Annotated in this window: 17 protein-coding genes; 5 read left to right on the top strand and 12 right to left on the bottom strand. The window is 62.5% G+C overall.

Going from position 1 to position 21,548, the window contains the following annotated elements; genetic code table 11:
- Nucleotides 1-59: 59 nt before the first annotated feature.
- The 6 genes from glgB to SynA1562_RS04955 all read right to left on the bottom strand — a co-directional run bounded on the left by glgB (nucleotide 60) and on the right by SynA1562_RS04955 (nucleotide 5,899).
- Entirely contained in the window at nucleotides 60-2,357 is a 2,298-nt protein-coding gene (gene glgB / locus SynA1562_RS04930) for a 1,4-alpha-glucan branching protein GlgB (protein ID WP_186494982.1), read from the bottom strand.
- Nucleotides 2,358-2,417: 60 nt separating this feature from the next.
- Nucleotides 2,418-3,128, bottom strand: a complete 711-nt coding sequence (locus SynA1562_RS04935) for a DUF3887 domain-containing protein (RefSeq protein WP_186494983.1) — start codon at nucleotides 3,126-3,128, stop codon at nucleotides 2,418-2,420.
- 10 nt (nucleotides 3,129-3,138) lie between these two features.
- Nucleotides 3,139-4,743: a CocE/NonD family hydrolase gene (locus SynA1562_RS04940; RefSeq protein ID WP_186494984.1), complete on the bottom strand. Its 1,605-nt coding sequence runs from the start codon at nucleotides 4,741-4,743 to the stop codon at nucleotides 3,139-3,141.
- Nucleotides 4,733-4,930 (bottom strand): hypothetical protein, encoded by a 198-nt coding sequence (locus tag SynA1562_RS13150; protein ID WP_156783163.1) that lies wholly within the window; start codon nucleotides 4,928-4,930, stop codon nucleotides 4,733-4,735. The genes SynA1562_RS04940 and SynA1562_RS13150 overlap by 11 nt, the downstream gene beginning before the upstream one ends.
- A gap of 130 nt (nucleotides 4,931-5,060) precedes the next feature.
- Complete coding sequence (locus SynA1562_RS04950) at nucleotides 5,061-5,462, bottom strand: DUF4332 domain-containing protein (RefSeq protein WP_186494986.1); 402 nt, start codon at nucleotides 5,460-5,462, stop codon at nucleotides 5,061-5,063.
- Entirely contained in the window at nucleotides 5,462-5,899 is a 438-nt protein-coding gene (locus tag SynA1562_RS04955) for a Ycf51 family protein (protein WP_186494987.1), read from the bottom strand. The genes SynA1562_RS04950 and SynA1562_RS04955 overlap by 1 nt, the downstream gene beginning before the upstream one ends.
- A 66-nt stretch (nucleotides 5,900-5,965) precedes the next feature.
- Between SynA1562_RS04955 and SynA1562_RS04960 the strand changes: the two genes are divergently transcribed.
- From SynA1562_RS04960 to SynA1562_RS04980, 5 genes are read left to right on the top strand one after another with little or no spacing between them, the layout of a single operon-like run.
- Nucleotides 5,966-10,414: a translocation/assembly module TamB domain-containing protein gene (locus SynA1562_RS04960; RefSeq protein WP_255445740.1), complete on the top strand. Its 4,449-nt coding sequence runs from the start codon at nucleotides 5,966-5,968 to the stop codon at nucleotides 10,412-10,414.
- Nucleotides 10,415-10,417: 3 nt separating this feature from the next.
- Complete coding sequence (locus SynA1562_RS04965; protein WP_186494988.1) at nucleotides 10,418-11,326, top strand: ROK family protein; 909 nt, start codon at nucleotides 10,418-10,420, stop codon at nucleotides 11,324-11,326.
- An 8-nt stretch (nucleotides 11,327-11,334) separates the two neighbouring features.
- Nucleotides 11,335-12,642: a glutamate-5-semialdehyde dehydrogenase gene (locus tag SynA1562_RS04970; RefSeq protein ID WP_186494989.1), complete on the top strand. Its 1,308-nt coding sequence runs from the start codon at nucleotides 11,335-11,337 to the stop codon at nucleotides 12,640-12,642.
- Entirely contained in the window at nucleotides 12,642-13,013 is a 372-nt protein-coding gene (locus SynA1562_RS04975) for a dihydroneopterin aldolase (protein ID WP_186494990.1), read from the top strand. Before SynA1562_RS04970 ends, SynA1562_RS04975 begins: the two co-directional genes overlap by 1 nt.
- Nucleotides 13,010-13,597, top strand: coding sequence for a triacylglycerol lipase (locus SynA1562_RS04980; RefSeq protein ID WP_186494991.1), 588 nt, complete (start codon nucleotides 13,010-13,012; stop codon nucleotides 13,595-13,597). The genes SynA1562_RS04975 and SynA1562_RS04980 overlap by 4 nt, the downstream gene beginning before the upstream one ends.
- Before the next feature lie 2 nt (nucleotides 13,598-13,599).
- Here SynA1562_RS04980 and SynA1562_RS04985 read toward each other — a convergent pair whose 3' ends face one another.
- From SynA1562_RS04985 to thrS, 6 genes are read right to left on the bottom strand one after another with little or no spacing between them, the layout of a single operon-like run.
- Complete coding sequence (locus tag SynA1562_RS04985; RefSeq protein WP_186494992.1) at nucleotides 13,600-15,702, bottom strand: M3 family metallopeptidase; 2,103 nt, start codon at nucleotides 15,700-15,702, stop codon at nucleotides 13,600-13,602.
- Between the two features lies 1 nt (nucleotide 15,703).
- On the bottom strand, nucleotides 15,704-17,239 hold the full coding sequence (locus SynA1562_RS04990; protein WP_186494993.1) for an NAD(P)H-quinone oxidoreductase subunit 4: 1,536 nt from the start codon (nucleotides 17,237-17,239) through the stop codon (nucleotides 15,704-15,706).
- Nucleotides 17,240-17,296: 57 nt separating this feature from the next.
- Complete coding sequence (thrB, locus tag SynA1562_RS04995) at nucleotides 17,297-18,244, bottom strand: homoserine kinase (protein WP_186494994.1); 948 nt, start codon at nucleotides 18,242-18,244, stop codon at nucleotides 17,297-17,299.
- Between the two features lie 14 nt (nucleotides 18,245-18,258).
- Nucleotides 18,259-19,293 (bottom strand): glucokinase, encoded by a 1,035-nt coding sequence (glk, locus tag SynA1562_RS05000; RefSeq protein ID WP_186494995.1) that lies wholly within the window; start codon nucleotides 19,291-19,293, stop codon nucleotides 18,259-18,261.
- Between the two features lie 35 nt (nucleotides 19,294-19,328).
- Complete coding sequence (locus SynA1562_RS05005) at nucleotides 19,329-19,724, bottom strand: DUF1824 family protein (protein ID WP_186494996.1); 396 nt, start codon at nucleotides 19,722-19,724, stop codon at nucleotides 19,329-19,331.
- On the bottom strand, nucleotides 19,721-21,532 hold the full coding sequence (gene thrS, locus SynA1562_RS05010; RefSeq protein ID WP_186494997.1) for a threonine--tRNA ligase: 1,812 nt from the start codon (nucleotides 21,530-21,532) through the stop codon (nucleotides 19,721-19,723). The genes SynA1562_RS05005 and thrS overlap by 4 nt, the downstream gene beginning before the upstream one ends.
- Nucleotides 21,533-21,548: the final 16 nt, after the last annotated feature.

Genomic DNA, 21,548 nt, shown 5'->3' on the forward strand with positions numbered 1-21,548 from the left:
AAACCTACCCGAACCCAAGCCTCAGCTAGAGCTTTACCCCCTCTTTGTCATCACGTTCGTCACACGATGTTGTCAGGCTCGCTGCTGTTCAGGCTGCGCTTCGGATCGTGCTTGAACACCATCAGGCTTAGCGGTGGCAGGCAGAGATCAAGGGAATTCTCGTAACCGTGGATGCCCCACTCGTCCGTTGGTTTGCCACCCATGTTGCCGAGGTTGCTTCCCCCGTACTTGGCTGCATCGGAGTTGAAGATCTCCTCGTAGAAGCCGGAGAGCGGAACGCCCACGCGGTAGTGGGAGTGACTTTGGGGCGTGAAGTTCGACACCACCACCAGCCAGGTGCCGCTGGAACTCTCCCGACGCATGAAGCTGATCACGGAGTGGCGGTTGTCGTTGCAATCGATCCACTGGAAGCCGAACTGGTCGAAGTCGTCCCGCCAGAGAGCCGGTTCTGCTTTGTAGAGAACGTTGAGGTCATCCACCAACCGCTGGATGCCCTTGTGGGGCTCGTAGTTGAGCAGATCCCACTGGAGATCGCCCCACACATTCCATTCAGCCCGCTGGCCGAATTCCATCCCCATGAAGATCGTCTTCTTGCCGGGGTGGGTCCACATGTAGGAGAGCAACGCCCGGGTGTTGGCGTACTTCTGCCAATCATCTCCCGGCATCTTGTGCAGGAGATGGCTCTTCCCATGCACCACTTCATCGTGGCTCAGGGCCAGCATGAAGTTCTCGGTGTAGGTGTACCAGATCGAGAAGGTGATGTTGTTCTGGTGGAACTGGCGGAACCACGGGTCCAGCTCGAAGTAATCGAGCATGTCGTGCATCCAACCCATATTCCATTTGAGGTTGAAACCGAGACCGCCGCTGTCCGTGGGCTGCGTCACCATCGGCCAGGTTGTTGATTCTTCCGCGATGGAGAGGGCGCCTGGGAAGTGCTGGAACAGCACGTGGTTGGCCTGCTGGAGGAAACGCACCGCCTCGGTGTTCTCCCGGCCGCCGTTTTCATTGGGGAGCCATTCCCCATCAGGGCGCAGGTAGTCGCGATAGAGCATCGAGGCCACAGCATCCACGCGAATTCCATCGATGTGGAACTGCTCGAACCAGAAGATGAGGTTGGCAACAAGGAAGTTGCGAACCTCGTTGCGGCTGTAATTGAAGATCAGCGTTCCCCATTCCTTGTGTTCCCCGATTCGGGGATCACTGTGTTCGTAGAGATGTGCGCCATCAAAGAAAGCCAATCCATGGGCGTCCTTCGGGAAATGACCGGGAACCCAGTCGATGATCACGCCGATGCCTTCAGCGTGGCAGCGGTCCACGAACGCTCTGAATTCATCGGGCGTTCCGTAGCGGCTGGTCGGGGCGTACCAACCCGTCACCTGATATCCCCAGGACCCATCGAAGGGGTGCTCCGTGATCGGCATCACCTCGATGTGGGTGAATCCCCTGTCCTTCACATAAGGAATCAGTCGATCAGCGAGCTCGGCATAGGTGAGCAACCGTGCCCCGGGCTTCATGTCTGCCGCAGGGACAGGTGGGCGTGGGGTTCCATCGGGTTGGATCCAGGGCTCGTCCGCTGAGGCGTGAATCCAGCTGCCCAGGTGCATCTCGTACACCGAGATGGGCTGATCGAGCGCATTGCTGCTGTCGCGCTTCTGCATCCAGCTCTGATCGGACCATTGGAATCCGTTCAGACGTGCCACGACGGAACTGTTGTCGGGGCGAACCTCGTGCTGGAAGCCGTAAGGATCAGCCTTCTGGTAACAGTGACCGTCCTGGGTGCGGATTTCGTATTTGTAGAGATGTCCCTCCTCGAGTCCGGGGACAAACAGTTCCCAGATGCCTCCGACACGCTGCTGCATGGGGTGGTGACGGCCATCCCATGAGTTCAGATCACCAATAACCGAGACGGTGAGAGCGTTGGGAGCCCAGAGGCAGAACATCACACCGGTGATCCCGTCACGCTCGGTGAGGTGGGCACCCATCTTTTGCCAGATGTGGTGGTGATTGCCTTCGGCGAACAGATGGTGATCCATTTCGCCCATCCACTCACCACGGAAGGCCCATGGGTCGTGCTGTTCATGCACGATTCCGCCACGCTCAACCCTGACCCGGTAGTGACATCCGGGGTCTTGGCTGACCTGGGCCTCAAACACCCAGGGGTGGTTTGGCGTGGTCATGGCGATCTCTTCGCCAGCCTGCAGCAGGGAGACCGATTGAGCTTCCGGCATCCACATCCGCACGGTCCATCCTTGATCCGAGGCTTGAGGACCAAGCACCGCAAACGGGTGGTCATGGCGACAATTCGCCAACCGTTCGCCGTCCTGCACCATCCAGTCGAGGACTGCGGCGACACCCATGGGAGACCTGAGAATTGGGCGTGATGTTAAGCCTGATTTACGAAACAGATCCGCTGTTGATCAGACGAAGTCTCGGGAAATGTCGACGTTGGTGATCCGACCGCGTTCGTCGAAGATCACGAACAGGTTGGTTGTGGCCTTGCCGAAGCTGACAGCCACCAGCACCAGCTGTTGTTCGCCCCCCTGATGGGCGATCACGGCGTCTTTGACCTTGCGGAACCCCCCCGACGTCCGGCTGAGCTTGGTCCATTTGCGTTCCAGGTCTCCGGGGGCCAGATCTTCCTGCAATTGCAGAGACATCTTGGATCGAGCTGCTACCCAGCGCCCTGCTGCCAGATCGCGGGCGAATTCGACGGCCGTTGTCTCGATCGGCTTGATCTGGTCAGTCCACTTCCAGGCCAGCAGCTTGCCGTCTTCATCCAGCACCATCAGCATCCCTTCGTCACCGGATGCCGTGGTCACGACAGCATCAATGGTTGTCGTGTTGTATCCAGGAATCACGCTGACAACGCGTGTCGCCTCGATGGCCATGCGTTGGTCCAGGCGTTCCTGGACGGTCTTCACATCAACACTGGCCTGAACCGGGGTGGCGAGAGCGTCATGCATGACGTCTCCCTGGCGGTTTTTCAGGGCGTCCAGAAGCAGTTCAGCCGCCGCTGTTGCTTGGGCCGGGCTGAGTTCAGTTCTGGTGAGGTCCTCTGCTGCTGCGGGATTGATCACCCCCATGGGGGCTGACAGAGCAAGGGCCAGCAGGGCAGCGGAGAGCTTCAAGGCACAACCATCAGTCGAGCCGCAGTCTGCCGGAGTCAAAGGGGTTCAGCTGCAGGGTGGAGTCAGCAAGTTCCAGTGTCAGCGTCACCACATGATGCTCTGGGCTTGGTGCGCCGCAGGGCACGGCTTCGTGGCCAGGGTTGACGGCGATGGCAGGCCAAGCTGCTGCGGCAATCGAGAGCCTCAGCCGATCGCCGGAAGCAAGGGTCGCCTGCAGTGGTTGGAGGGTCACGCTGCGCCTGGCTGGCTGCAAGGCCTCCTCTCCTCGAACGCGCACCACTCCCGTGCTGAGTTGTTCAACGCTGTTGGCGTTTGCAGGCAGGCGGGACAGGCTGATGCAGAGATCAAAGCCGGGTTGGTCCGCTTCGGCGTTCAGCAGGAGTGACGGTTGACCCGACAGCAGAAGCTCCTCAACCAGGGGAGCAGAGGTGAATGTCGCGACGTCGCTGCGTTGATCCACCGCCAAGCGATCAACGGGGCCAGGGGTTGTCCCCAAGTGTCCACCGATGGCCGGAACCGGTCGCCAGGGGTCATGAACGATGACCACGCTGCCTTCTCCTTCCCCACTCGCCACGAGTCCACCGTCGCTTGGATCGATGCAGGCCAGTCCATGGGTGCGCAGTCCCCATGACGCCGGCCCGCTGGTGCCGGGTGCGGGGATTGCCTCCCACTGATGCTGGGTGATGTTCCAGAGCTGGTGACTGGGCTTCGGCTCCTGCGGGCGGCAATCCTGCAGATGCTGTTGGAAGAACTGCAGCATCAGCTGCTGGGTTTCAGGCCACCACTGCAGATGGGAGGCCGGCCCGATGTGAAGGCAAGGCTGCCCCCCGGCGAGCTGGCTGCGATGCCAGAGGTCCAAAAGGCCCACCAGATGCGGATCCCACCATCCACCGATCAACAGCATCGGCCGTTGAAGCCAGCTTGCCGGTGAGCGATGAACCGTCCACTGCTGATCATTGCGGGGGTCGCTTTGCATCCATCTCCAAGCCATGCCTTCGGGGTCATGGCGCTCCAGCAGGGCTGGCCCGTCGCGCAAATAGCGGTTCTCCTCCAGGCTGCGGCGGATCTCCAGCCAGGCCGCCGCGTCTCCTCGTCGCTGGGCCTGAAGAGCGGCGAGCTGTAGCCCCCATCCCAGCCCCAGATGCCACCAGTGGGCACCGCCTTCACAACTCCAGTGACGGCGTTCGTCCAATCCGGTCATGGCTGGGGCGGTGCAATCCGGTGGTGGCGCGGATTCCGTTGCCGTGAGCTGGGTTAGCCCCTGATAGGAAAACCCGTAGGCCCCCAGGCGTCCATTGCATTCCGGCAACTGGCGCACCCAGGCGTGGGTGGCGCTGGTGTCGGCTGCTTCCTGACCAAACCCCCCGAAGCTGCCTCCTGACTCCCCCTGGCCTCTCACGTCCTGAATGACTACCAGAAAGCCATGGGAAGCCCACCAGCGGGGATGGGCGTAGGTGACGGTTGAGGCGATGCGGTTCCCGTAGGGCTGCCGCATCAGCAGGGCTGGCCAGGGGCCTTCACCACTTGGGTGCCACAGCCGTGACCGCAGCACAACTCCATCGGCAAGCGTCAGCGCTGCAGAGCGGCTGGAAACGATGCCCTTCTCAGCGCACATTGGGGCAATGCATCCCCACGACGTAGGTCACAAGGATCTCCGCATCCTGAAAGGTCAGGTTCTGACTCTCAGCAACCTTGCGTGTCGCTTTTTTGGAGTAGGCGGATTTGCCGTCGGCATTCATCTGCCGGAATGAACGACACATCGCCTTCGCTTTTTCAGGGTTGCGTTTGACGCTGTTGAGCAAGTCCGAATCTGCGGCACCGACGGGTGAAGCTGACCCAGTGAGGGCTAGAGCGACCAGAGCCGTGCGTAGGAGGTTCAAGCCCATAAACCACTCATACGCAGAATTGGACTTCAAGTCAGGGCTGCTGGGGTCAGTTCGCCAGTTGCCTCGCGCGTCGGATCCAATCGCCAGCAACCCGTAGATCAACAACAGCAGGCCGTTTGGTTCCAAGGCTGCGCTCCAGCCTCCCGGTCTGGCGCACGAGACGCTCTGGGGTGCACGCCGCCAGAGCGGTGGGCGTGGCAATGCCCGCATGCATCAGCAGCGCGGCGTCCTGGGGAGGCAGATTCAAACTGCAAACCAAGTCGGCCAAACCCCGCAGCCGTTTCAGGTTTCGGGCTGAAGCCTGGCCACTGCGAGCGAGCTGGCTCAGCTCCAAATCCGTCAGATCACGGATGCGGGACCAGCGGTTGATGCCGGCTCGATCAAGCTCCTGTTTTTCTCTGCGGAACGACTGGGGGAGTTCCTCAATCGCGTCGTTGAAGCCTGGCATCAACGCAAGGTCTTGCTCACCTCGCCCAGAATGACGGGCCGGCCCAGGCCATCGCCTTCCGTCTGGATTCCGCGCAGCCGCACCAGCACAGTGTTGCTGGAACGACCGGAGCCGCGCAGGTTGCCCTCCAACTGTTCCAGGGTGGCTTGAACGGTGTCTGGAGCTAGATCGGCTGGAACCTGCGCCACCACCAGGTCATTGCCGTTGTCGAAAACGATCGGTGCCCGTACAGCACCTTCCACCACCACTGGTGGGGTGTAGCTCACGCCGAATGCCCAGCAGCTCACCGCGAGCAGCAGGGTGAAGCTGCTGACACCAACCAGTCGAAAACGAATGCCCCACTTGGTGAGGAAGGCAATGGCCGTCAGCGCGCCAAGCCCAAGCCCAGACCAACCCAGCCAGGGAGCGGCAGTAAGCAGCAGCTGATCGAAAGCCATGGGGTCTGGTGGACTGAAAACAGTCTCCTTATATTGCGCGAGATTCCGGAGTGGCCGCCGCGTCTGATGGGGAAAACGCGGCGCAGGGTTTGGTTGGTATCAACCGGTTTGGTTCTGATCGGGGCTGGAACAGCGGGCTTCATCGCTCTAGACCGTGCTGCCGAACGCATCCTGAGCAGCGTGCGCCCCGGATTGGAGCGCACGCTTTCAGGCCCTCTGGGCCACGACGTGGACATTGGTCCCTATGAGGGTCTTCGCCCCCTGGGCTTGGGGATTGCCATTGGGCCGACTCGGATCTTGCCGGCGGCGGCGGATCGCTCTGAGCTGAGCCTGGCGGGGCTGGAGGTGAGCTTTGCTCCGCTGGCGAGTCTTCGGCTTCTGCAGCCGGTTCTGCAGATCACGGTGCACAAGCTGCGCGGCCAGTTGCAGGCCAATGAGACTGGGAATTACTGGACCTTCGGATCACCGAGCGGCGACGGCGCCCTGCCGCGGCTTGGCGTGCAGTACCGCTTGGCCGACCCTGCGCTGATTCGTTTCGGCCCTCAGCAGCAGACCCTTGAACTCCGCAGCCGGGGCGCGGTTCGGCTCGGGGAGGCCTTTTTCAGCACCGCATCGGAACTTCGCTGGGTTGAGCGTGAAGGGGCCCTGCGGTTGGACGGTCAAGGGCATTGGGATCGCCCCAGCTTCAAACTTCGAACTCGGCTGGATCGGCTCAAGCTGAAACCATTGGCGGCCGTCATCGCCCCCGCTCAGGAGCTGGACGCCTCCGGGACGTTGGAGGGAGATGTTCAGATCGGCTGGGCCGACGGCGCGTTGAACTGCCGAGGTGGGCTCAGCTTCAAGCGTCTCAAGCTTGCTTCGCTGAACAGCAATCGTCTCAGCGTCGCCTGCAAGGGCGATCAACTGACGCTGGAGCCCGCAACACTGGGGTTCGGAGTTTTTGAAGCTCGGGCCTCAGGTTCTGTCGCCCTCAACAAGAGCTTTGATCTCCGTGCTGAGGTGCACAGCTCAGACCTCAGCTCTGCAAGCAAGGATCGGTTGAAGCTCAGGATCCAGGGCCCCTGGGTGGAGCCCCGGTGGAGTGTTGATGGTGAGATCAAGTTGCCTGAGGCCATGGGGCTCAACAGAGCCCTGACGCTGGAGGGAGCCTGGCGCACCCCCTGGTTGCAAGACCAGCAACCCTCTGTTGCCGTGGACAGCCTGCGCCTCAGTGCCCCGGGACTGCGCTTCGGACTGGCCGGGACGATTGGATCCCAACTGGATCTGCGCAGCACGGAGCTGCAGATCGCTCCCCGCTTCTGGTCTGCGGTTCCGTCTCTGCAGGCCGGACTGGGCCAAACCGCTCCGGTCCTTGGAGCCGTCAACGTCAGTGGTGAATTGGCCTCACCGGAGCTGAGCCTGAAGCTTGGCCAGGCAGCCAACCCGCTGCTGGATCAATGGTCGTTTCTGAGCCGATGGTCCACGGAGGATTCCGCGCTGGTGCTGGATCGCTTCACCAGTCCTGTGTTGCGGGCGGAAGCGCGCCTGCCTTTGCAGCTGGCGCAGGGGCAGCTGCAAGTTGGTGAACTTCAGAGCGGCTTTGAACTCAAACCCCTCAACCTGAGCCGTTTCACCCCCTTGATCGGGATGCCGTTGGGGGGGCAAGTCGCAGCGCGGGGGCGCGTGAACGGTCCGCTGTCGGCGCTGCAGCCCGACATCAGCCTGATGCTGGATCAACCTCGCTTCGGAGCGTTGCAGATACCCGAGCGCTGGACGGGACGTCTCAACGGTGAACTGGGCCGTGGTGCTCGCCTGGCGATGGCGGCCCAGCAGCCCAGCGTGCCCGGCACGCTCGAGGCCGTTCTCAATGCAGATGCCTGGCCCCAGATCGTTCGCTTGGACCGTGGTGAGGGGCAGTTGCGCTTGGACGGACTGGCGCCCGGTGGAGATCAACGTCGCTACCGGTGGAGTGCGGCAGATCTCAACATCGATGGCCTTCGTTTCATCGTCCCGCCGGCTAACCAGCCCAAAGCGGCGGCGGGCCAGCTGACGGGTGCAGGTCGCCTGGCCATGGGCCCCCTTGCGATCCGTGGCTCTGCCTCCATTGCTGAACCCTCGCTGGCGGGTGTTGCCATGCAGAGCGTTGAGGTGGAGGGCGTCCTGACGGATGGTCGTTTTCAGGCCGATGCGGCGCTCACTCCTCTGCAGGGCAGCATTCAGCTGAAAGCCCGTGGCGACCTGGGTGGGCGGATGCACAGCGCGATAAAGGCCGAAGGCCTGGACGTGACCTGGCTGACACTTCTTGCTCGTCAGCTGAGAGGGAGCGACCCCCGTCCGGGTCTTGCTCCCGAGCGTGCTGAGGATCTCGGAACCCTATTCATCAATACCTTCGGCGGTTCCCTTGATGGGCAGTTGCGAGCTCTGGCGGAATCGCGCCGGGCTCTCGAGGCCTACGCCCTGGCCCATCCGTCCAAGGGACCTGAGCTGGAGCGCCTGGAAGGGCGGGTCAATCTGTCGGGAACGATCAAGGGGCCCGATCCCAAGCGCCTGAAGGCCGAGCTGATCGCCAAGGCACACCTGTGGATTGAGGGGGATGACCAGGCCAAGGCACTCCAGCTTGAACCGGTGGTCGCCACGCTTCGCGGCTCGTTGTTCGGTGGATCCGGAGACCTCTCCCTGCTGCAGGTTCCGATCTCCCTCCTGGCGTTGTTGGCGCCTGTGCCGCAGCAGCTTCGCGGCAGCATCGGCATCCGCGGCCGCTACGACCTCAGCGCAGCGGCTCCTCTGCTGGTTTCCGATCTGCTGCTCGACTCCGCCAGCCTGGCGGGCCAGCCCCTGACGTTGGAGCAGCGATCAGTCATCGTTGACAGCGAGCTGATCCGTCTGGATCTGGCTCTCAAGGGAGGGGAGAGCAAGGAAGCTGTCACCGTGACCGGGACGGTTCCTTTTGATCCCGATGCCGACCTGAATCTGAGGCTGGAAAGCCATGGGGATGCCCTGGGCGTGTTGTCGGTCCTCGCTGGGGAGTCCTTCACCGCCAAGCAGGGGAGCACGGATCTGCGGCTGCTGCTGCGCGGGCCTTTGAACCAACCCCAGGCCAATGGCTTTGTGGTGGTGAGCAATGGAGACCTCAGCATCGGTGAACAGGAACTGAGCCGGATCAACGCTTCGATCCTGTTCGACTTCGATCAGGTCGAGGTGCAACGGCTTGAGGCCGAGGTGGGTCGCGGTGGCGTGTTGCGCGGTTCAGGAACCCTGGGCTTGTTCAGTCCCCAAAGCGATGGTTCACCGCTCACCTTGCAACTCAGTCAAGGTCAGATTCGTCAGCCGATTGTGCAGTTCCAGGCCGATGGCGAACTGCAGGTCTCCGGCGCCCTGGTGCAGCCGGTGCTCTCGGGAAATCTGGCCCTGTCACGAGGCACGCTGCGGCCGCAGTCAGGGTTCTTCGGACGGCTGCGACGGGGTGGACTTCGATCCATGGTTTCCAACGGTGTCGAGGGCCCCTCAGAGGAGGTGCGTCCCGGTGCCGACTCGGTGATGCAACTGCTGGCGGAGCAGTGGGACTTCCAGGAACCTCTGGTCCTGATGGGCCCCAACCGAACCATCCAGGGTCCGGATCAGCTGCAGCGGTTCATGCCGTCACTGCCGGCCATCCGCTTTGAGAATCTTCGGCTTGCCCTCGGCCCTGATATCGAGGTGCAGATGCCCCCCTGGATCCGCTTCAAGGGTGAAGGTGCTCTCACCTTGAACGGCCCCCTGGATCCCTCTCTGGAGGCGCGGGGCTTGATCCGACTCAATTCCGGCAGGATCTGGGTCCCCCCCCTTGCGCCACTGCGTTTGGATCCGCAGGCAGCGAATGCAGCGGTGTTCACACCCTCGCTGGGGCTCGTCCCCTACGTGGATATCGCGATGCAAGCCAAGGTTTCTGACACCATCAGCGCGGGCACCAGCGATCAGATCACCAGCGCCAATCTGTTTGCTTCGAATGGCACGGGCAGCGCTTACGCCGAGGGTGGTCAGCTCCGTCTGGTGAAGGTCATGGTCCAGGCCACAGGGCCGGCCAACCGTCTGGTGAACAGGGAAAACCTTGTTCTTCGCAGCTCCCCACCGATGAGCGAGCAGCAGTTGTTGGGCCTGATCGGTGGAAATTCCCTGGCTTCCCTGGGCGGAACCGGTGGCGCTGCGTTGGCCACGATGCTGAGCCAATCGCTGCTCTCCCCTGTGCTCGGCACGTTGACCGATGCCATGGGGCAGCGGCTCCAGGTGGCGATTTTCCCCACTTACGTCAATCCCGATGTGAAATCGGAGAAGGAGCGCACCTCCGGCCGGGTGTCGCCAACACTCACAGTGGTGACGGAGTTCGGTGTGGCGTTGACCGACAAGTTCGATCTCTCCGTGCTTATGGCACCGAATACAACCGACGTGCCTCCGCAGGCCACCGTTTCCTATCGCTTAACGCCAACGACGTCTGTCTCGGCGGCCATGGATGCCAATGGCACCTGGCAGAGCCAGTTGCAGGTGTTCTTCCGGTTCTGAGGAATGCCTGACGTGCAGGTGATTGGGGTGGACCTCGGGGGAACGGCGATCAAGCTGGCTCGGATTCGTGCTGATGGCACGGTGATGGCCGAAGCACAGTGCCCCACACCCCAGCCCGCGGTGCCTGGTGCGGTGACGATGGCCCTGTGTGAGGCGATCGAACAGATCGATCCCGGGCATGCGGCTCAGGCGGTCGGTGTCGGACTTCCCGGTCCGATGGATGCGGCGGCCCGGGTGGCCCGGGTCTGCATCAACCTGCCCGGCTGGGAGGACGTGCCGCTGGCGGATTGGCTGGAGTCGCGGATCAATCGCCAGGTCACCCTGGCCAATGACGGCAACTGTGCGGTTGTGGGCGAGGCCTGGCTTGGGGCCGCCCGGGGTGTTGAGGATGTGGTGCTGCTCACCCTCGGCACCGGTGTGGGAGGTGGAGTGATCTTGAGGGGGGAGCTGTTTACCGGCCATAACGGCGCTGCAGCGGAACCAGGGCTGATCGGGGTGCAGCCCGATGGTCCTGCCTGCAACAGCGGCAACCGTGGCTCTCTGGAGCAGTTCGCCAGCATCACGGGCCTGCGGCGGTTGTGTGATCGCGACCCCCGCGAGCTCAGTGCGGAGGCCGATGCCGGTGATCCTGCGGCCCTGGAGGTTTGGAGCCGTTACGGCGAGCGCCTGGGCTGTGGCGTCGCTTCTTTGGTGTATGTGTTCACGCCGCAGTTGGTGTTGCTGGGTGGTGGCCTGGCGGGTGCCGCCCGCCACTTTCTGCCAGCGGTGCGCCGCGAGGTGGAGTCGCGGGTTCAGGCCGTCTCGCGGGAGGGCTTACGCATCGAAGCCGCATGCCTGGGCAATGGTGCTGGACGACTGGGGGCAGCGCGGCTCGCTCTACAGCGGCTGAACGGGATGATGGCTCCAGATTGATTGCCTTGATGTCCAGCGTTCCAGAGCCTTCCGCCGCGCTGTTGCAGCGTGCCGCGGCTGTCCGCCGTGCTGCTGTTGATCTGGGGCAGACCGATGACGGCCAGCGGGCCTTGGCGCTCCAGGCCATGGCGGATGCGCTGACTGAGCGCGCAGCAACCATCCTTGCGGCCAACCGTGAAGACCTCGAACGCTCTGCTGCCGAGGGGCTGGCACCGGCCTTGATGGCGCGGCTGAAGTTGGACGACATCAAATTGGCTGCGGCCATTGATGGCGTGCGCAAGGTGGCAAGCCTCAGCGATCCGTTGGGTTGCCGTCAGTTGCACCGGGAGCTGGACCAGGGCTTGGTGCTGGAACGGGTTTCCGTGCCGCTCGGGGTGGTGGGTGTGATCTTCGAAGCCAGGCCGGATGCGGTGATGCAGATCGCCTCCCTGGCGATCCGCTCGGGCAATGGCGCTCTGTTGAAAGGGGGCAGTGAAGCCCGCTGCACCAATGAGGCTGTGATGGATGCCCTGCAGGCAGGCCTGGCGGCCAGTCCGGTGTCTGCCGATGCCCTGGCGCTGCTCACCACCCGTCAGGAAAGCCTGGCCCTGTTGCGTCTTGATGGCCTTGTGGATCTGATCATCCCCAGGGGAAGCAACGAGCTGGTGCGCTTCATCCAGGACAACACCCGCATTCCTGTGCTGGGCCATGCCGATGGGGTGTGTCATCTCTATGTGGATGCGGCGGCCGACATCGCGAAAGCCGTTCGCGTGGCGGTGGACAGCAAGAGCCAGTACCCCGCCGCCTGCAACGCCATTGAAACCTTGCTGGTTCACCGCTCCATTGCCCAGCCTTTTCTTGCCGCTGCGCTGCCGGCCTTCGCTGCTGCTGGCGTGAAACTGCGGGGCGATTCCGAGAGCGTGGCCCTTGGCGTGCCGGAAGCGGCCACGGAGGAGGACTGGAGCACGGAGTATCTGGATCTGATCCTGGCGGTGAAGCTGGTTGATGATCTCGAGGCAGCCGCCGATCACATCCGCTCCTACGGGTCGCGTCACACCGAGGTGATCCTGACGGAGGATGCCCAGGCGGCTGATCGTTTTCTTGCGGCGGTGGATAGCGCCGGGGTGTATCACAACTGCTCGAGCCGCTTCGCCGATGGGTTCCGTTATGGATTCGGCGCTGAAGTTGGCATCAGCACCCAAACCCTTCCTCCCCGGGGACCTGTTGGCCTGGAAGGGTTGGTGACCTATCGCTATCGGTTGCGCGGCGAGGGCCACATCGCTGCTGACTACGCCAACGGCAGCCGCGTCTTCACCCACATCGATCGGCCGCTCTGATGGATTGCATCGGTGTGCGGGAGCTTCGGTTGTGGGCCCATGTCGGGGTGTTGGAACACGAACGCCGGGATGGCCAGTGGTTCAGCCTTGATTTCAGTGTCCAGTTCGATCTGAAGGCTGCTGCCGTGGCCGACGATCTGAGCCGGAGCCTGGACTACAGCCTGGCCATTCAGGCCCTGCAGGATCTGTCCCGGCAGATTCGTTGCCTCACGATCGAGCACTTCAGCGAGCAGATGCTGGATCGCTTGGAATCCTTGTATGGGGCCATGCCGATGTGGCTGCGCTTGACCAAATGTGCTGCACCGGTTCCAGGATTTAACGGTCGGGTGTTCGTGGAACGCTCGCGCCATGGCGGCAGATCAGCCCTGTGAGCATCCCGTTGGTGTTGGTGCATGGTCTCTGGGACACGCCCCGCCTGTTTCACCGATTGATTCAGGGTTTGGACCAGCCGGATCGCCCGTTGCTGGCGCCGCATCTGTCCCATGGTCTGGGTTGGGTTCCCCTGCGGCAGTTGGCCTCGCGCCTCGACCTGCACATTCAGCAACGCTTCGGGGCAGACACCCAAGTCGATCTTCTGGGGTTTTCGATGGGGGGCGTGATCGGCAGGATCTGGCTGCAGGAGCTGGGGGGAGCACAGCGCACCCGACGCTTTTTCAGCGTGGGTAGCCCGCAGCAGGGCACCCTTGCCGCTCAGATGATTCCTCGCCCGCTGCTGGCCGGTGCGGCAGACATGAAAGTGGGTAGTCGCCTGCTGCGGGATCTGAATCGCCAACCCGATGCCCTGGCTGGGATCGAGTGCTCAAGTTTCTTTTGCCGCTGGGATCTGATGGTCTGCCCCGGCTGGAGAGCTGTTCTGCCGCTGGGTCGGTGTGAGGAAATCCCCGTCTGGACCCACCAGCAGCTGATCAGCCACCCCGATGCGATCCGACGGCTCTGCAGCAGCTTGCGCCCCTGAAGTCAGGCCGCGGCCACCAGGCCGGAATGGCGAATCAATGCTTCGGTGCTGGCTGGACGCCCTCGGAAGGCTTCAAACACTTCTGCTGGGGAGCGACTGCCCCCGAGGCTGAGCACGGTGTCGCGGAAGCGGGCTCCCGTTTCGCGAATCTGCTCCTCCTGATCCAGACCAACCTCCTCAAAAGCAGAGAAGGCATCGGCACTTAGAACTTCAGCCCATTTGTAGGAGTAGTACCCAGCGGAATAGCCCCCCGCGAAGATGTGCCCGAAGGCGCAGAGGAACTGATCTTCTGGGATGGGAGCCATCACCGTGGTGGTGGCGGCAATCTCACGGCGCAGTTCGTCTGGGGTGATGCCAAGGTCGGGGGTCCACTGGCTGTGGAGGCGGAGGTCACTCAGGGCGAAGTGAACCTGCCGCAGGGTGGCCAGACCTGCATTGAAGGAGCGGCTGCTGCGCAGCTTGTTGAATTCCGCCTCGGGCAGGGGTTCACCGGTCTGCCAGTGGCGCGCCATGCCCATCAACGTGGCGTGATCAAGGCACCAGTTCTCCATGAACTGGCTGGGGAGTTCCACGGCATCCCATTCCACGTTGCTGATGCCGGCTGCTTCCGGTTCCTCAACGGTGGTGAGCATGTGCTGGAGACCATGGCCGAATTCATGGAAGAGGGTCTCCACCTCTTCGAAGCTCATCAGGCTTGGCGTGTCGCCCACAGGTGGGGTCTGGTTGCAGACCAGATAGGCCACCGGCAGCACCACTGATCCATCGGGTTTCTTGCTGAGGCCCAGGCATTCATCCATCCAGGCTCCACCGCGTTTGCTGGCAGGCCGGCTGTAAGGGTCGAGGTAGAAGCCTGCGATCGGTGTGCCATCCGTGCGCTTCACACGGAAGAAGCGCACGTCATCGTTCCAGGTCGGTGCTTCGCCGTCGGCGGCGACGATCTCGACGTCGAACAGCCTTGAACACAGGCTGAACAGACCTTCGAGAACCTGCGGCAGTGGGAACCAGGGGCGCAGCGCTTCCTGATCCAGGTCGAACCTGGATTGGCGCAGCTTCTCCGACCAGTAGGCGATGTCCCAGGGAGCCAGATCATCGGCTTCAGGGGCCTTGTGCTCCCGGGCGATGGTTTGGAGATCCAGTAGTTCCTGCTGAGCTGCTGGATAGGCCGCAGCGCGAAGTTCTTCCAGCAGTGCTTCCACCGCCGGAACATCGTCGGCCATCTTGGCGCTGAGGCTCAGATCAGCCCAGTGGGCATAGCCCAGGCGGGACGCTTGTTCACGCCTCAGGGTCAGGATCTCCTCGATCAGTGCCCGGTTGTCGAGTTCCCCTTCACTGGCCCGCCCTACATGGGCCCGATAGGCCTTTTCCCTAAGGGATCGGTTGTTGGCGTGGGTGAGGAAGGGCAGATAGCGGGGCATGTCCAGTCCCAGCAGCCAGGGGCCGGACTCTGCAGACGCTTCAGCATTCCCCGCTTCGCGCGCTGCTGCGGCCAGCGCCTCTAAGGCCCGTTGCGGCAGGCCTTCCACCTCGTTGGGCTGGCTGAGCTTCAAGGTCCACTGCTGAGTGGCATCGAGCACGTGGTTGCCGAACTGGGTGGAGAGGGCGGCCAAGCGTTCACTGGTGCTGTTGAAAGCTGCTTTGTCCTCACCACTGAGGCCAACACCGCGCTGCTGCATCGAGAGCAGTTCTGATTTCAGGATCCGCTTCTGGGTTGGATTGAGCGGTTCGGCGGGATCGCTTTGAAGGGCCATCAGGGCCCGATGAAGAATCTGGCTTTGGCCGAGCCGGTTGCTGAGGCGCACAACATCGGGCTGCTGGGCGGCGTGGGCATCGCGCAGCTCCGCGGAATTGCAGACGCCATTGAGGTGCGACACCACACCCCAGCTCCAACGCAGCCGTTCGCCGATGGCCTGCAGCGGTTGCATCACCCGATTCCAGGACAGCTTCGAGGGTCCGGCAAGGGCTGACTCAAGAGCCTGCTCTAGGGCAGTGAAGTCCTGATCCAGCTGTGCGAGCAGAACCGGGATGTCTGTGCTGACGAGCTCAGGGGAGATGGCACGGAACTCGGGAAGCTCTTGACCGCGCAGGAGGGGGGAAACAGTCGACATTTCAGCTGGCGATGAACTGCAGGGCCAGAGCGTTGGTGGAAGCTTCGTAGAGATCCATGGCAATGCGGGGCCAGATGCCGATCACCAGGGTCGGCACTAGCAGGCTCAGGCCAATCACCAGCTCTCTGGGGCGCATGTCAGCCACGCTGGCGAGAGCAGGAATCCTTGGGCCGAAGAACACCCTGCGGCACATGGAGAGCAGATAGATCGGTGTGAGCACCAGACCGATGGCGGCAAGCAGCACGGTGATCGAGCGGAACACTGAGGTGAAGGCTTCCTGGCTGGTGATGCCGAGGAACACGGTGATTTCACTGATGAAGCCACTCATGCCCGGAAGGGCAAGGGAGGCCAGAGAGCTGGCCAGGAAGAAGGCAAAGGTGATCGGCAGAGCCTTGGCCAGTCCGCCCATATTCGGGATCGAGAGGGTCTTGGTTCGCTCGTAGAACACGCCCGTCACGAAGAACATTGCTGCGGCGATCAGGCCATGGCTCACCATCTGAAGCATGGCTCCGCTGATTCCCAACGCATCAACGGCACCGATTCCAACCAGCACAAAGCCCATGTGGCTCACGGAACTGCAAGCGATCCTGCGTTTGACGTTGTCTTGGGCGAAGGCATTAAGGGCGCCATAAACGATGTTCACGATTCCAAGAATCACCAAGGCCGGCGCCAGGGTGGCGTGGGCTTCGGGAAGCATCTGCACGTTGAAGCGCAGCAATGCGTAGCCGCCCATCTTCAGGAGCACTCCGGCCAGCAGCATCGACACCGGCGCGTTCGCCTCGCCGTGGGCATCAGGCAGCCAGGTGTGGAGCGGGAACATCGGCAGTTTCACGCCGAAGCCGATCAGGAAGCCCACGTAACACAACAGGCCGAAGCTGCCGCCCGGCGAACGAGCCGCCAGTTCCGTGAGGTTGAAGGTGAAGGTGTCTCCGGAGAGAGCCAGCGCCAGGCCACTGATCAGGATCAGTAGAGAGGCCAGAGCGGTGTAAAGGATGAACTTGGTCGCGGCGTACTGGCGGTTTTGTCCGCCCCAGATGGCGATCAACAGGTAAACAGGAACCAGTTCCAGTTCCCAGGCCAGGAAGAACAGCAGGAAATCCTGCGACAGAAAAACCAGGCCCTGGGCCGAGGCCTGCACCAGCATCAGGGCGAAGTAAAGCCTTGATTTGCGCTGAACCGACCAGCTGGCCGCCACAGACAGAAGGGTGACCAGGCCGCTGAGCACCACCAAGGGTGCTGAAAGACCATCAACACCGAGGGACCATTCGAGGCCTAGGGCTGGGAGCCAGTTCACCCGCTCCACCAATTGCAGCCCTTCAGTGCTGGGGTCGAAGCGGGTGGCAAACACCCCCATCATCAACAGAAGATCGACCAGCAGGACGCCCAGGGTGATGATCTTGGGCGCTGGGGATGGCTTCTCTTCGCTGCTCGGAACCAGTGGCAGCACCAGAGCTGCAGCCGCCGGCAACAGCACAATCAGCGACAACCAAGGAAAGGAACTGCCCGAGACAGCAAGCTCTGCTAACCCAGCATCCATTCCGTGTCCGCAATCTTTAACAAAGCTAACAGGGCTGAACGCCCGGTTTAGGTGGATCTACTCATCCTCGGCCGGTTGCCAGTGGCTGCCTGAGGTCTGCAAATTCAGCACCGGCGCGCGGCTGGCAACCCCTGCCGCTTCCCAGGCCTTGACCATGGCGCGACTCACGGCAGGGCCTTTGTCTTCCTCGCACAGAGCCAGGACGCTCGGTCCGGCTCCGCTGATGGCGCAGCCCCAGGCGCCCGCCTCCATGGCCGCCTGTTTGACCTGGTCACCGCCTTTGATCAGCCGCCAGCGGTAAGGCTCATGCAAACGATCATGCATGCCGTCGGAGATCAGATCACCATTGCCGGTGCGCAGGCCCTGCAGCAGCAGCGTCAGGGCGCCCAGATTGACCACGGCATCGCCAACGGGAATGGCCTTCGGCATGGCCCGGCGGGCTTCGCTGGTGCTCAGGCGAATCGATGGGATCGCCACCACGGCCTTCACGCTCGGCATCCATTCGCATCGCACAACACGCCAGCGCTGAGAGGCGGCTTTGGCGGTCATGCAGAGGCCCCCCAGCAGGGAGGGCACAACGTTGTCGGGATGCCCTTCGATGTCGATGGCCAGCTCGAGTAGCTTCTCCTTGGAGAGGGGCTCGCCAACGAGGGCATTGGCTCCCATCAACCCCGCCACGATGGCCGTGGCACTGCTGCCCAGCCCCCGTGCAGGCGGTACGGCAAGACGCACCCGTGCCTCAAGGGCGACCGGCTCAAGCCCGGCCGCCTTCCACACCCGTTGGGCTGCTCGGTACACGAGGTTTTCAGGCCCACCGCGGAGGTGACTTCCCTCCGATCCTTCAATAATCAGCTCAAACCGTTCACCACCCCCTTCGATCCGACGCATCGCGAATCGGTTGTTCAGGTCGAGGGCTGCACCGAGGCAGTCAAATCCGGGGCCGAGATTGGCGGTGGTTGCCGGGACGTCCACGACCACTTTCTGACCGATGCGCGGCTGCGCCATCGCTGATCCTCTGCTCAGGCCAGTGTCCCACCTGACTCCGCCAGCATCCGGGCGCGACAGGCTGCACTGAACAGTCCGGCATCGGGATCGATCACCGCCGTGACCTGCATCCCTTCGATCAGCTCGCGGAAGCGACCCTTATCGCGCATCGCATTGAGAAAGCTGGCGGATTGCAGTCCCTTCAGTTGTTTTGATGCGGTGCCCCCACCAACCCAGAGACCTCCTGTGCAGAGTTCCTGGAGGGCAAGATCGCCTGCCGCTGCCCCATAGGCCTCCAGCCAGAGCTGTAGAGCGCGTTGCATCAAGGGATCACCCCCTTCAGCAGCGACGCTCACCTGAGCGGGAAGATCGTTGGAGCTGTTGCGCCGCCAAGCCTCCGCCACGCTGCGCAGGGGGTGCATGGCGGCGTCGGGTTTCTGAAGCAGCCAGTGGGCCACATGCCCCAGGCCGGTGCCACTCACGATGCGTTCGATCGACAGCCGGCTGATGCCGAGGTCTTGTTTGAGCCAGCAGGCCAGCTCCCATTCCGATTCATTGCGCGGGGCAAATTCGCGGTGCCCTCCTTCGCTCGCCAGGGCCACCAGGCCCCGTTCACTCTGCAGTCCTCGTGCCATGCCGAGACCGGTGCCGGCACCAAGAATTGCCACGGGGCCCTTGTCCTGGTGGCCCCTCTGAAGGATCACCTGCTGATTGCCGTCGAAGTGGGGCAGTCCGTAAATCAGCACGCCGAAATCATTCACCAGTTCGAGCTGTTCTGTGCCCGCAGCCTTCGCCAGGTCGGCCTCCCGCAGTCGCCAGGGAAGGTTGGTGATCCGGGCCTCGCTCCGACGCACCGGACCGGCAACGGCGATGCAGGCATGCGTTGGGGCTTGGAGATCAGCGGGACGGTTGTTGAGGAAGGCCTCGAGCATCGGCTCAAGCGATGCCCATTCCCCTGAGCGGAAGCGTTCTTGATGCAGCAGGCGCAGCTGACCCGCCTCACTCCCGTAGAGAGCAAGCAGAGTCTTGGTGCCTCCCATGTCCCCCGCCAGGAGTGTGGTGGTGGCCATCCAGGGCTGTGGCGTCTCCTACCAGCGTGGTTCGCTCAAGAAAAGAAGTCCAGTGGAAGTGGTCCCCAGGTGGTGCTTGGCGTGGTGTCGTCATCGCCGTGGCCACTGATCAGAATTCCTTCGCCGAGGCCGTGCTCGATCCGAATGCGGATCGTGCCCCCCTTCTGATTGGCTTTCAGGAAAACAGGACCCGCTTCCTCAGGGCTGTCGACGAGCTCCAGCGGCTCCCACTGTTGGCTTTGCTCCAGGCTGCGCAGCGCTGTGAGGGCCTGCTCGCTGGACGGAGCCATAACGCCGATGGTGAACCAGCTGGCCTTGGCCATGGTCTGATCGAGTTCTGCTCGCAGCTCACTTTTGATCTGGGGCAGCAGCTCCGGTGCTCCGCGCAGACGCGCGAGATCGGCAAGGTTCTGCACGGGGGAATCCGTCATCGGTTCAGCTCCAGGCCTGCTGCGCGCTCGCTGTTGGCCGTCTGGGCAGCACTGAGAAGGTCGGACACTGCTGTAACCCCGAGATCACCGTCATGTCGGCTGCGCAGGCTCACGGCGTTCTGCTCCGCTTCCTTGGCACCGATCACTGCCAACACAGGGATCTTCATCTGTTCGCCGGTGCGGATCAATTTGCCGAGCCGGTCGCCGCTGCGGTCGACGGTGGCGCGAACACCAGCCTTGGTGAGCTGATCGAGCAGCTGCTCCGCGTAGGGCTGCACCTCGTCGGTGACCGGCAGCAGACGCACCTGCTCGGGGGCCAGCCAGAAGGGGTAATCGCCGGCGTAGTTCTCGGTCATGATCCCGAAGAACCGCTCCAGCGAACCGAAGATGGCGCGGTGGATCATGATCGGCCGCTGCTTGCTGCCGTCGGCGGCGATGTAGTCGAGCTCGAACCGTTCCGGCAAGTTGAAATCCAACTGGATGGTGGAGCACTGCCACATCCGGCCGATGGCGTCTTCGATCTTGAGGTCGATTTTCGGGCCGTAGAAGGCACCGCCGCCCTCATCGATTTTGTAAGCCCAACCCTTGCGCTCCAGGGCCTCAATCAGTCCCTTGGTGGCCAGGTCCCAGACGGCGTCTTCGCCGATGGACTTCTCTGGGCGGGTGGAGAGATTGATCTCGTAGTTGCTGAAATCGAAGGTGGAGAGGATCCGTTCGGTGAGATCGAGGATCTTCAGGATCTCGTCGCTGATCTGCTCCGGCAGGCAGAACACATGGGCATCGTCCTGGGTGAAGCCCCGCACCCGCATCAGACCGTGCATCACACCGGGCCGCTCGTAGCGATACACCGTTCCCAGCTCCGCCCAGCGGATGGGCAGTTCCCGGTAGCTGCGCAGTTTGCTGGCGTAGGTGAGCACGTGGAACGGGCAGTTCATCGGCTTGAGCTGGTACTCCCGCTCGTCCACCTCCATCGGGCCAAACATGCTCTCGGCGTAGAAGTCGAGGTGGCCTGAGGTCTTCCAGAGGCTGATGTCCGCCACGTGGGGGGTGTAAAGGAGCTCGTATCCGCCCTCGAAGTGGGCCTGGCGCCAGAACTCCTCGATCAACAGGCGCATGCGGGCACCGCGGGGGTGCCAGAACACCAGGCCAGCCCCGGCCTCATCCTCGATGGAGAAGAGGTCGAGGTCTTTGCCGATGCGGCGATGGTCGCGGCGAAGCGCTTCTTCCTTGCGGCGTTTGTGCTCCGCCAGCTGTTCCGGGGTCTCCCAGGCCGTGCCGTAGATGCGTTGCAGCTGCGCTTTGGTTTCATCGCCTCGCCAGTAAGCGCCTGCGACGCTTTCCAGCTCGAAGGCCTTGGCATTGAGTTGGCCGGTGTGATCCACGTGGGGGCCGGCACAAAGGTCCCACCAGTCCTCTCCAAGGGTGTAAAGGGTGATCGGTTCCTGCAGTCCCTCAAGAATCTCGAGCTTGTAGGGCTCGTTCTGGGCTTTGATTTTTTCCTCGGCCTCGTTGCGGCTTACTTCAACCCGCTGAAGGGGCAGCTTCTTATTGATGATTTTGATCATCCCCTTCTTGATGGCCTTCAGGTCGGCCTCCGTAAAGGGATCGGGATTGTCGAAGTCGTAATAGAAACCTGTTTCGGTCCAGGGGCCGATGGTGACGCGTGCCTTAGGAAACAACTGCTGCACAGCCATGGCCATCACATGGCTCATGGAGTGCCGAATCTTCAGCAGTTGATCGCTTTCGCTGGTCTTGGGCAGAACCACCGGTGCTGAAGGGGCTGGGGTGGTTGCTGCAGCGCTGCTCACCGATTCAGGTTCAGGG

Source organism: Synechococcus sp. A15-62 (assembly GCF_014280075.1).
GTDB lineage: Bacteria > Cyanobacteriota > Cyanobacteriia > PCC-6307 > Cyanobiaceae > Parasynechococcus.

Bases quoted from the DNA above. Each gene is read 5' to 3' on its own strand.
- glgB (WP_186494982.1), bottom strand. From the start codon at position 2,357: ATGGGTGTCGCCGCAGTCCTCGACTGGATGGTGCAGGACGGCGAACGG.
- SynA1562_RS04940 (WP_186494984.1), bottom strand. From the start codon at position 4,743: ATGTGCGCTGAGAAGGGCATCGTTTCCAGCCGCTCTGCAGCGCTGACG.
- SynA1562_RS04950 (WP_186494986.1), bottom strand. From the start codon at position 5,462: ATGCCAGGCTTCAACGACGCGATTGAGGAACTCCCCCAGTCGTTCCGC.
- SynA1562_RS04955 (WP_186494987.1), bottom strand. From the start codon at position 5,899: ATGGCTTTCGATCAGCTGCTGCTTACTGCCGCTCCCTGGCTGGGTTGG.
- SynA1562_RS04960 (WP_255445740.1), top strand. From the start codon at position 5,966: ATGGGGAAAACGCGGCGCAGGGTTTGGTTGGTATCAACCGGTTTGGTT.
- SynA1562_RS04965 (WP_186494988.1), top strand. From the start codon at position 10,418: ATGCCTGACGTGCAGGTGATTGGGGTGGACCTCGGGGGAACGGCGATC.
- SynA1562_RS04970 (WP_186494989.1), top strand. From the start codon at position 11,335: ATGTCCAGCGTTCCAGAGCCTTCCGCCGCGCTGTTGCAGCGTGCCGCG.
- SynA1562_RS04975 (WP_186494990.1), top strand. From the start codon at position 12,642: ATGGATTGCATCGGTGTGCGGGAGCTTCGGTTGTGGGCCCATGTCGGG.
- SynA1562_RS04985 (WP_186494992.1), bottom strand. From the start codon at position 15,702: ATGTCGACTGTTTCCCCCCTCCTGCGCGGTCAAGAGCTTCCCGAGTTC.
- SynA1562_RS04990 (WP_186494993.1), bottom strand. From the start codon at position 17,239: ATGGATGCTGGGTTAGCAGAGCTTGCTGTCTCGGGCAGTTCCTTTCCT.
- thrB (WP_186494994.1), bottom strand. From the start codon at position 18,244: ATGGCGCAGCCGCGCATCGGTCAGAAAGTGGTCGTGGACGTCCCGGCA.
- glk (WP_186494995.1), bottom strand. From the start codon at position 19,293: ATGGCCACCACCACACTCCTGGCGGGGGACATGGGAGGCACCAAGACT.
- SynA1562_RS05005 (WP_186494996.1), bottom strand. From the start codon at position 19,724: ATGACGGATTCCCCCGTGCAGAACCTTGCCGATCTCGCGCGTCTGCGC.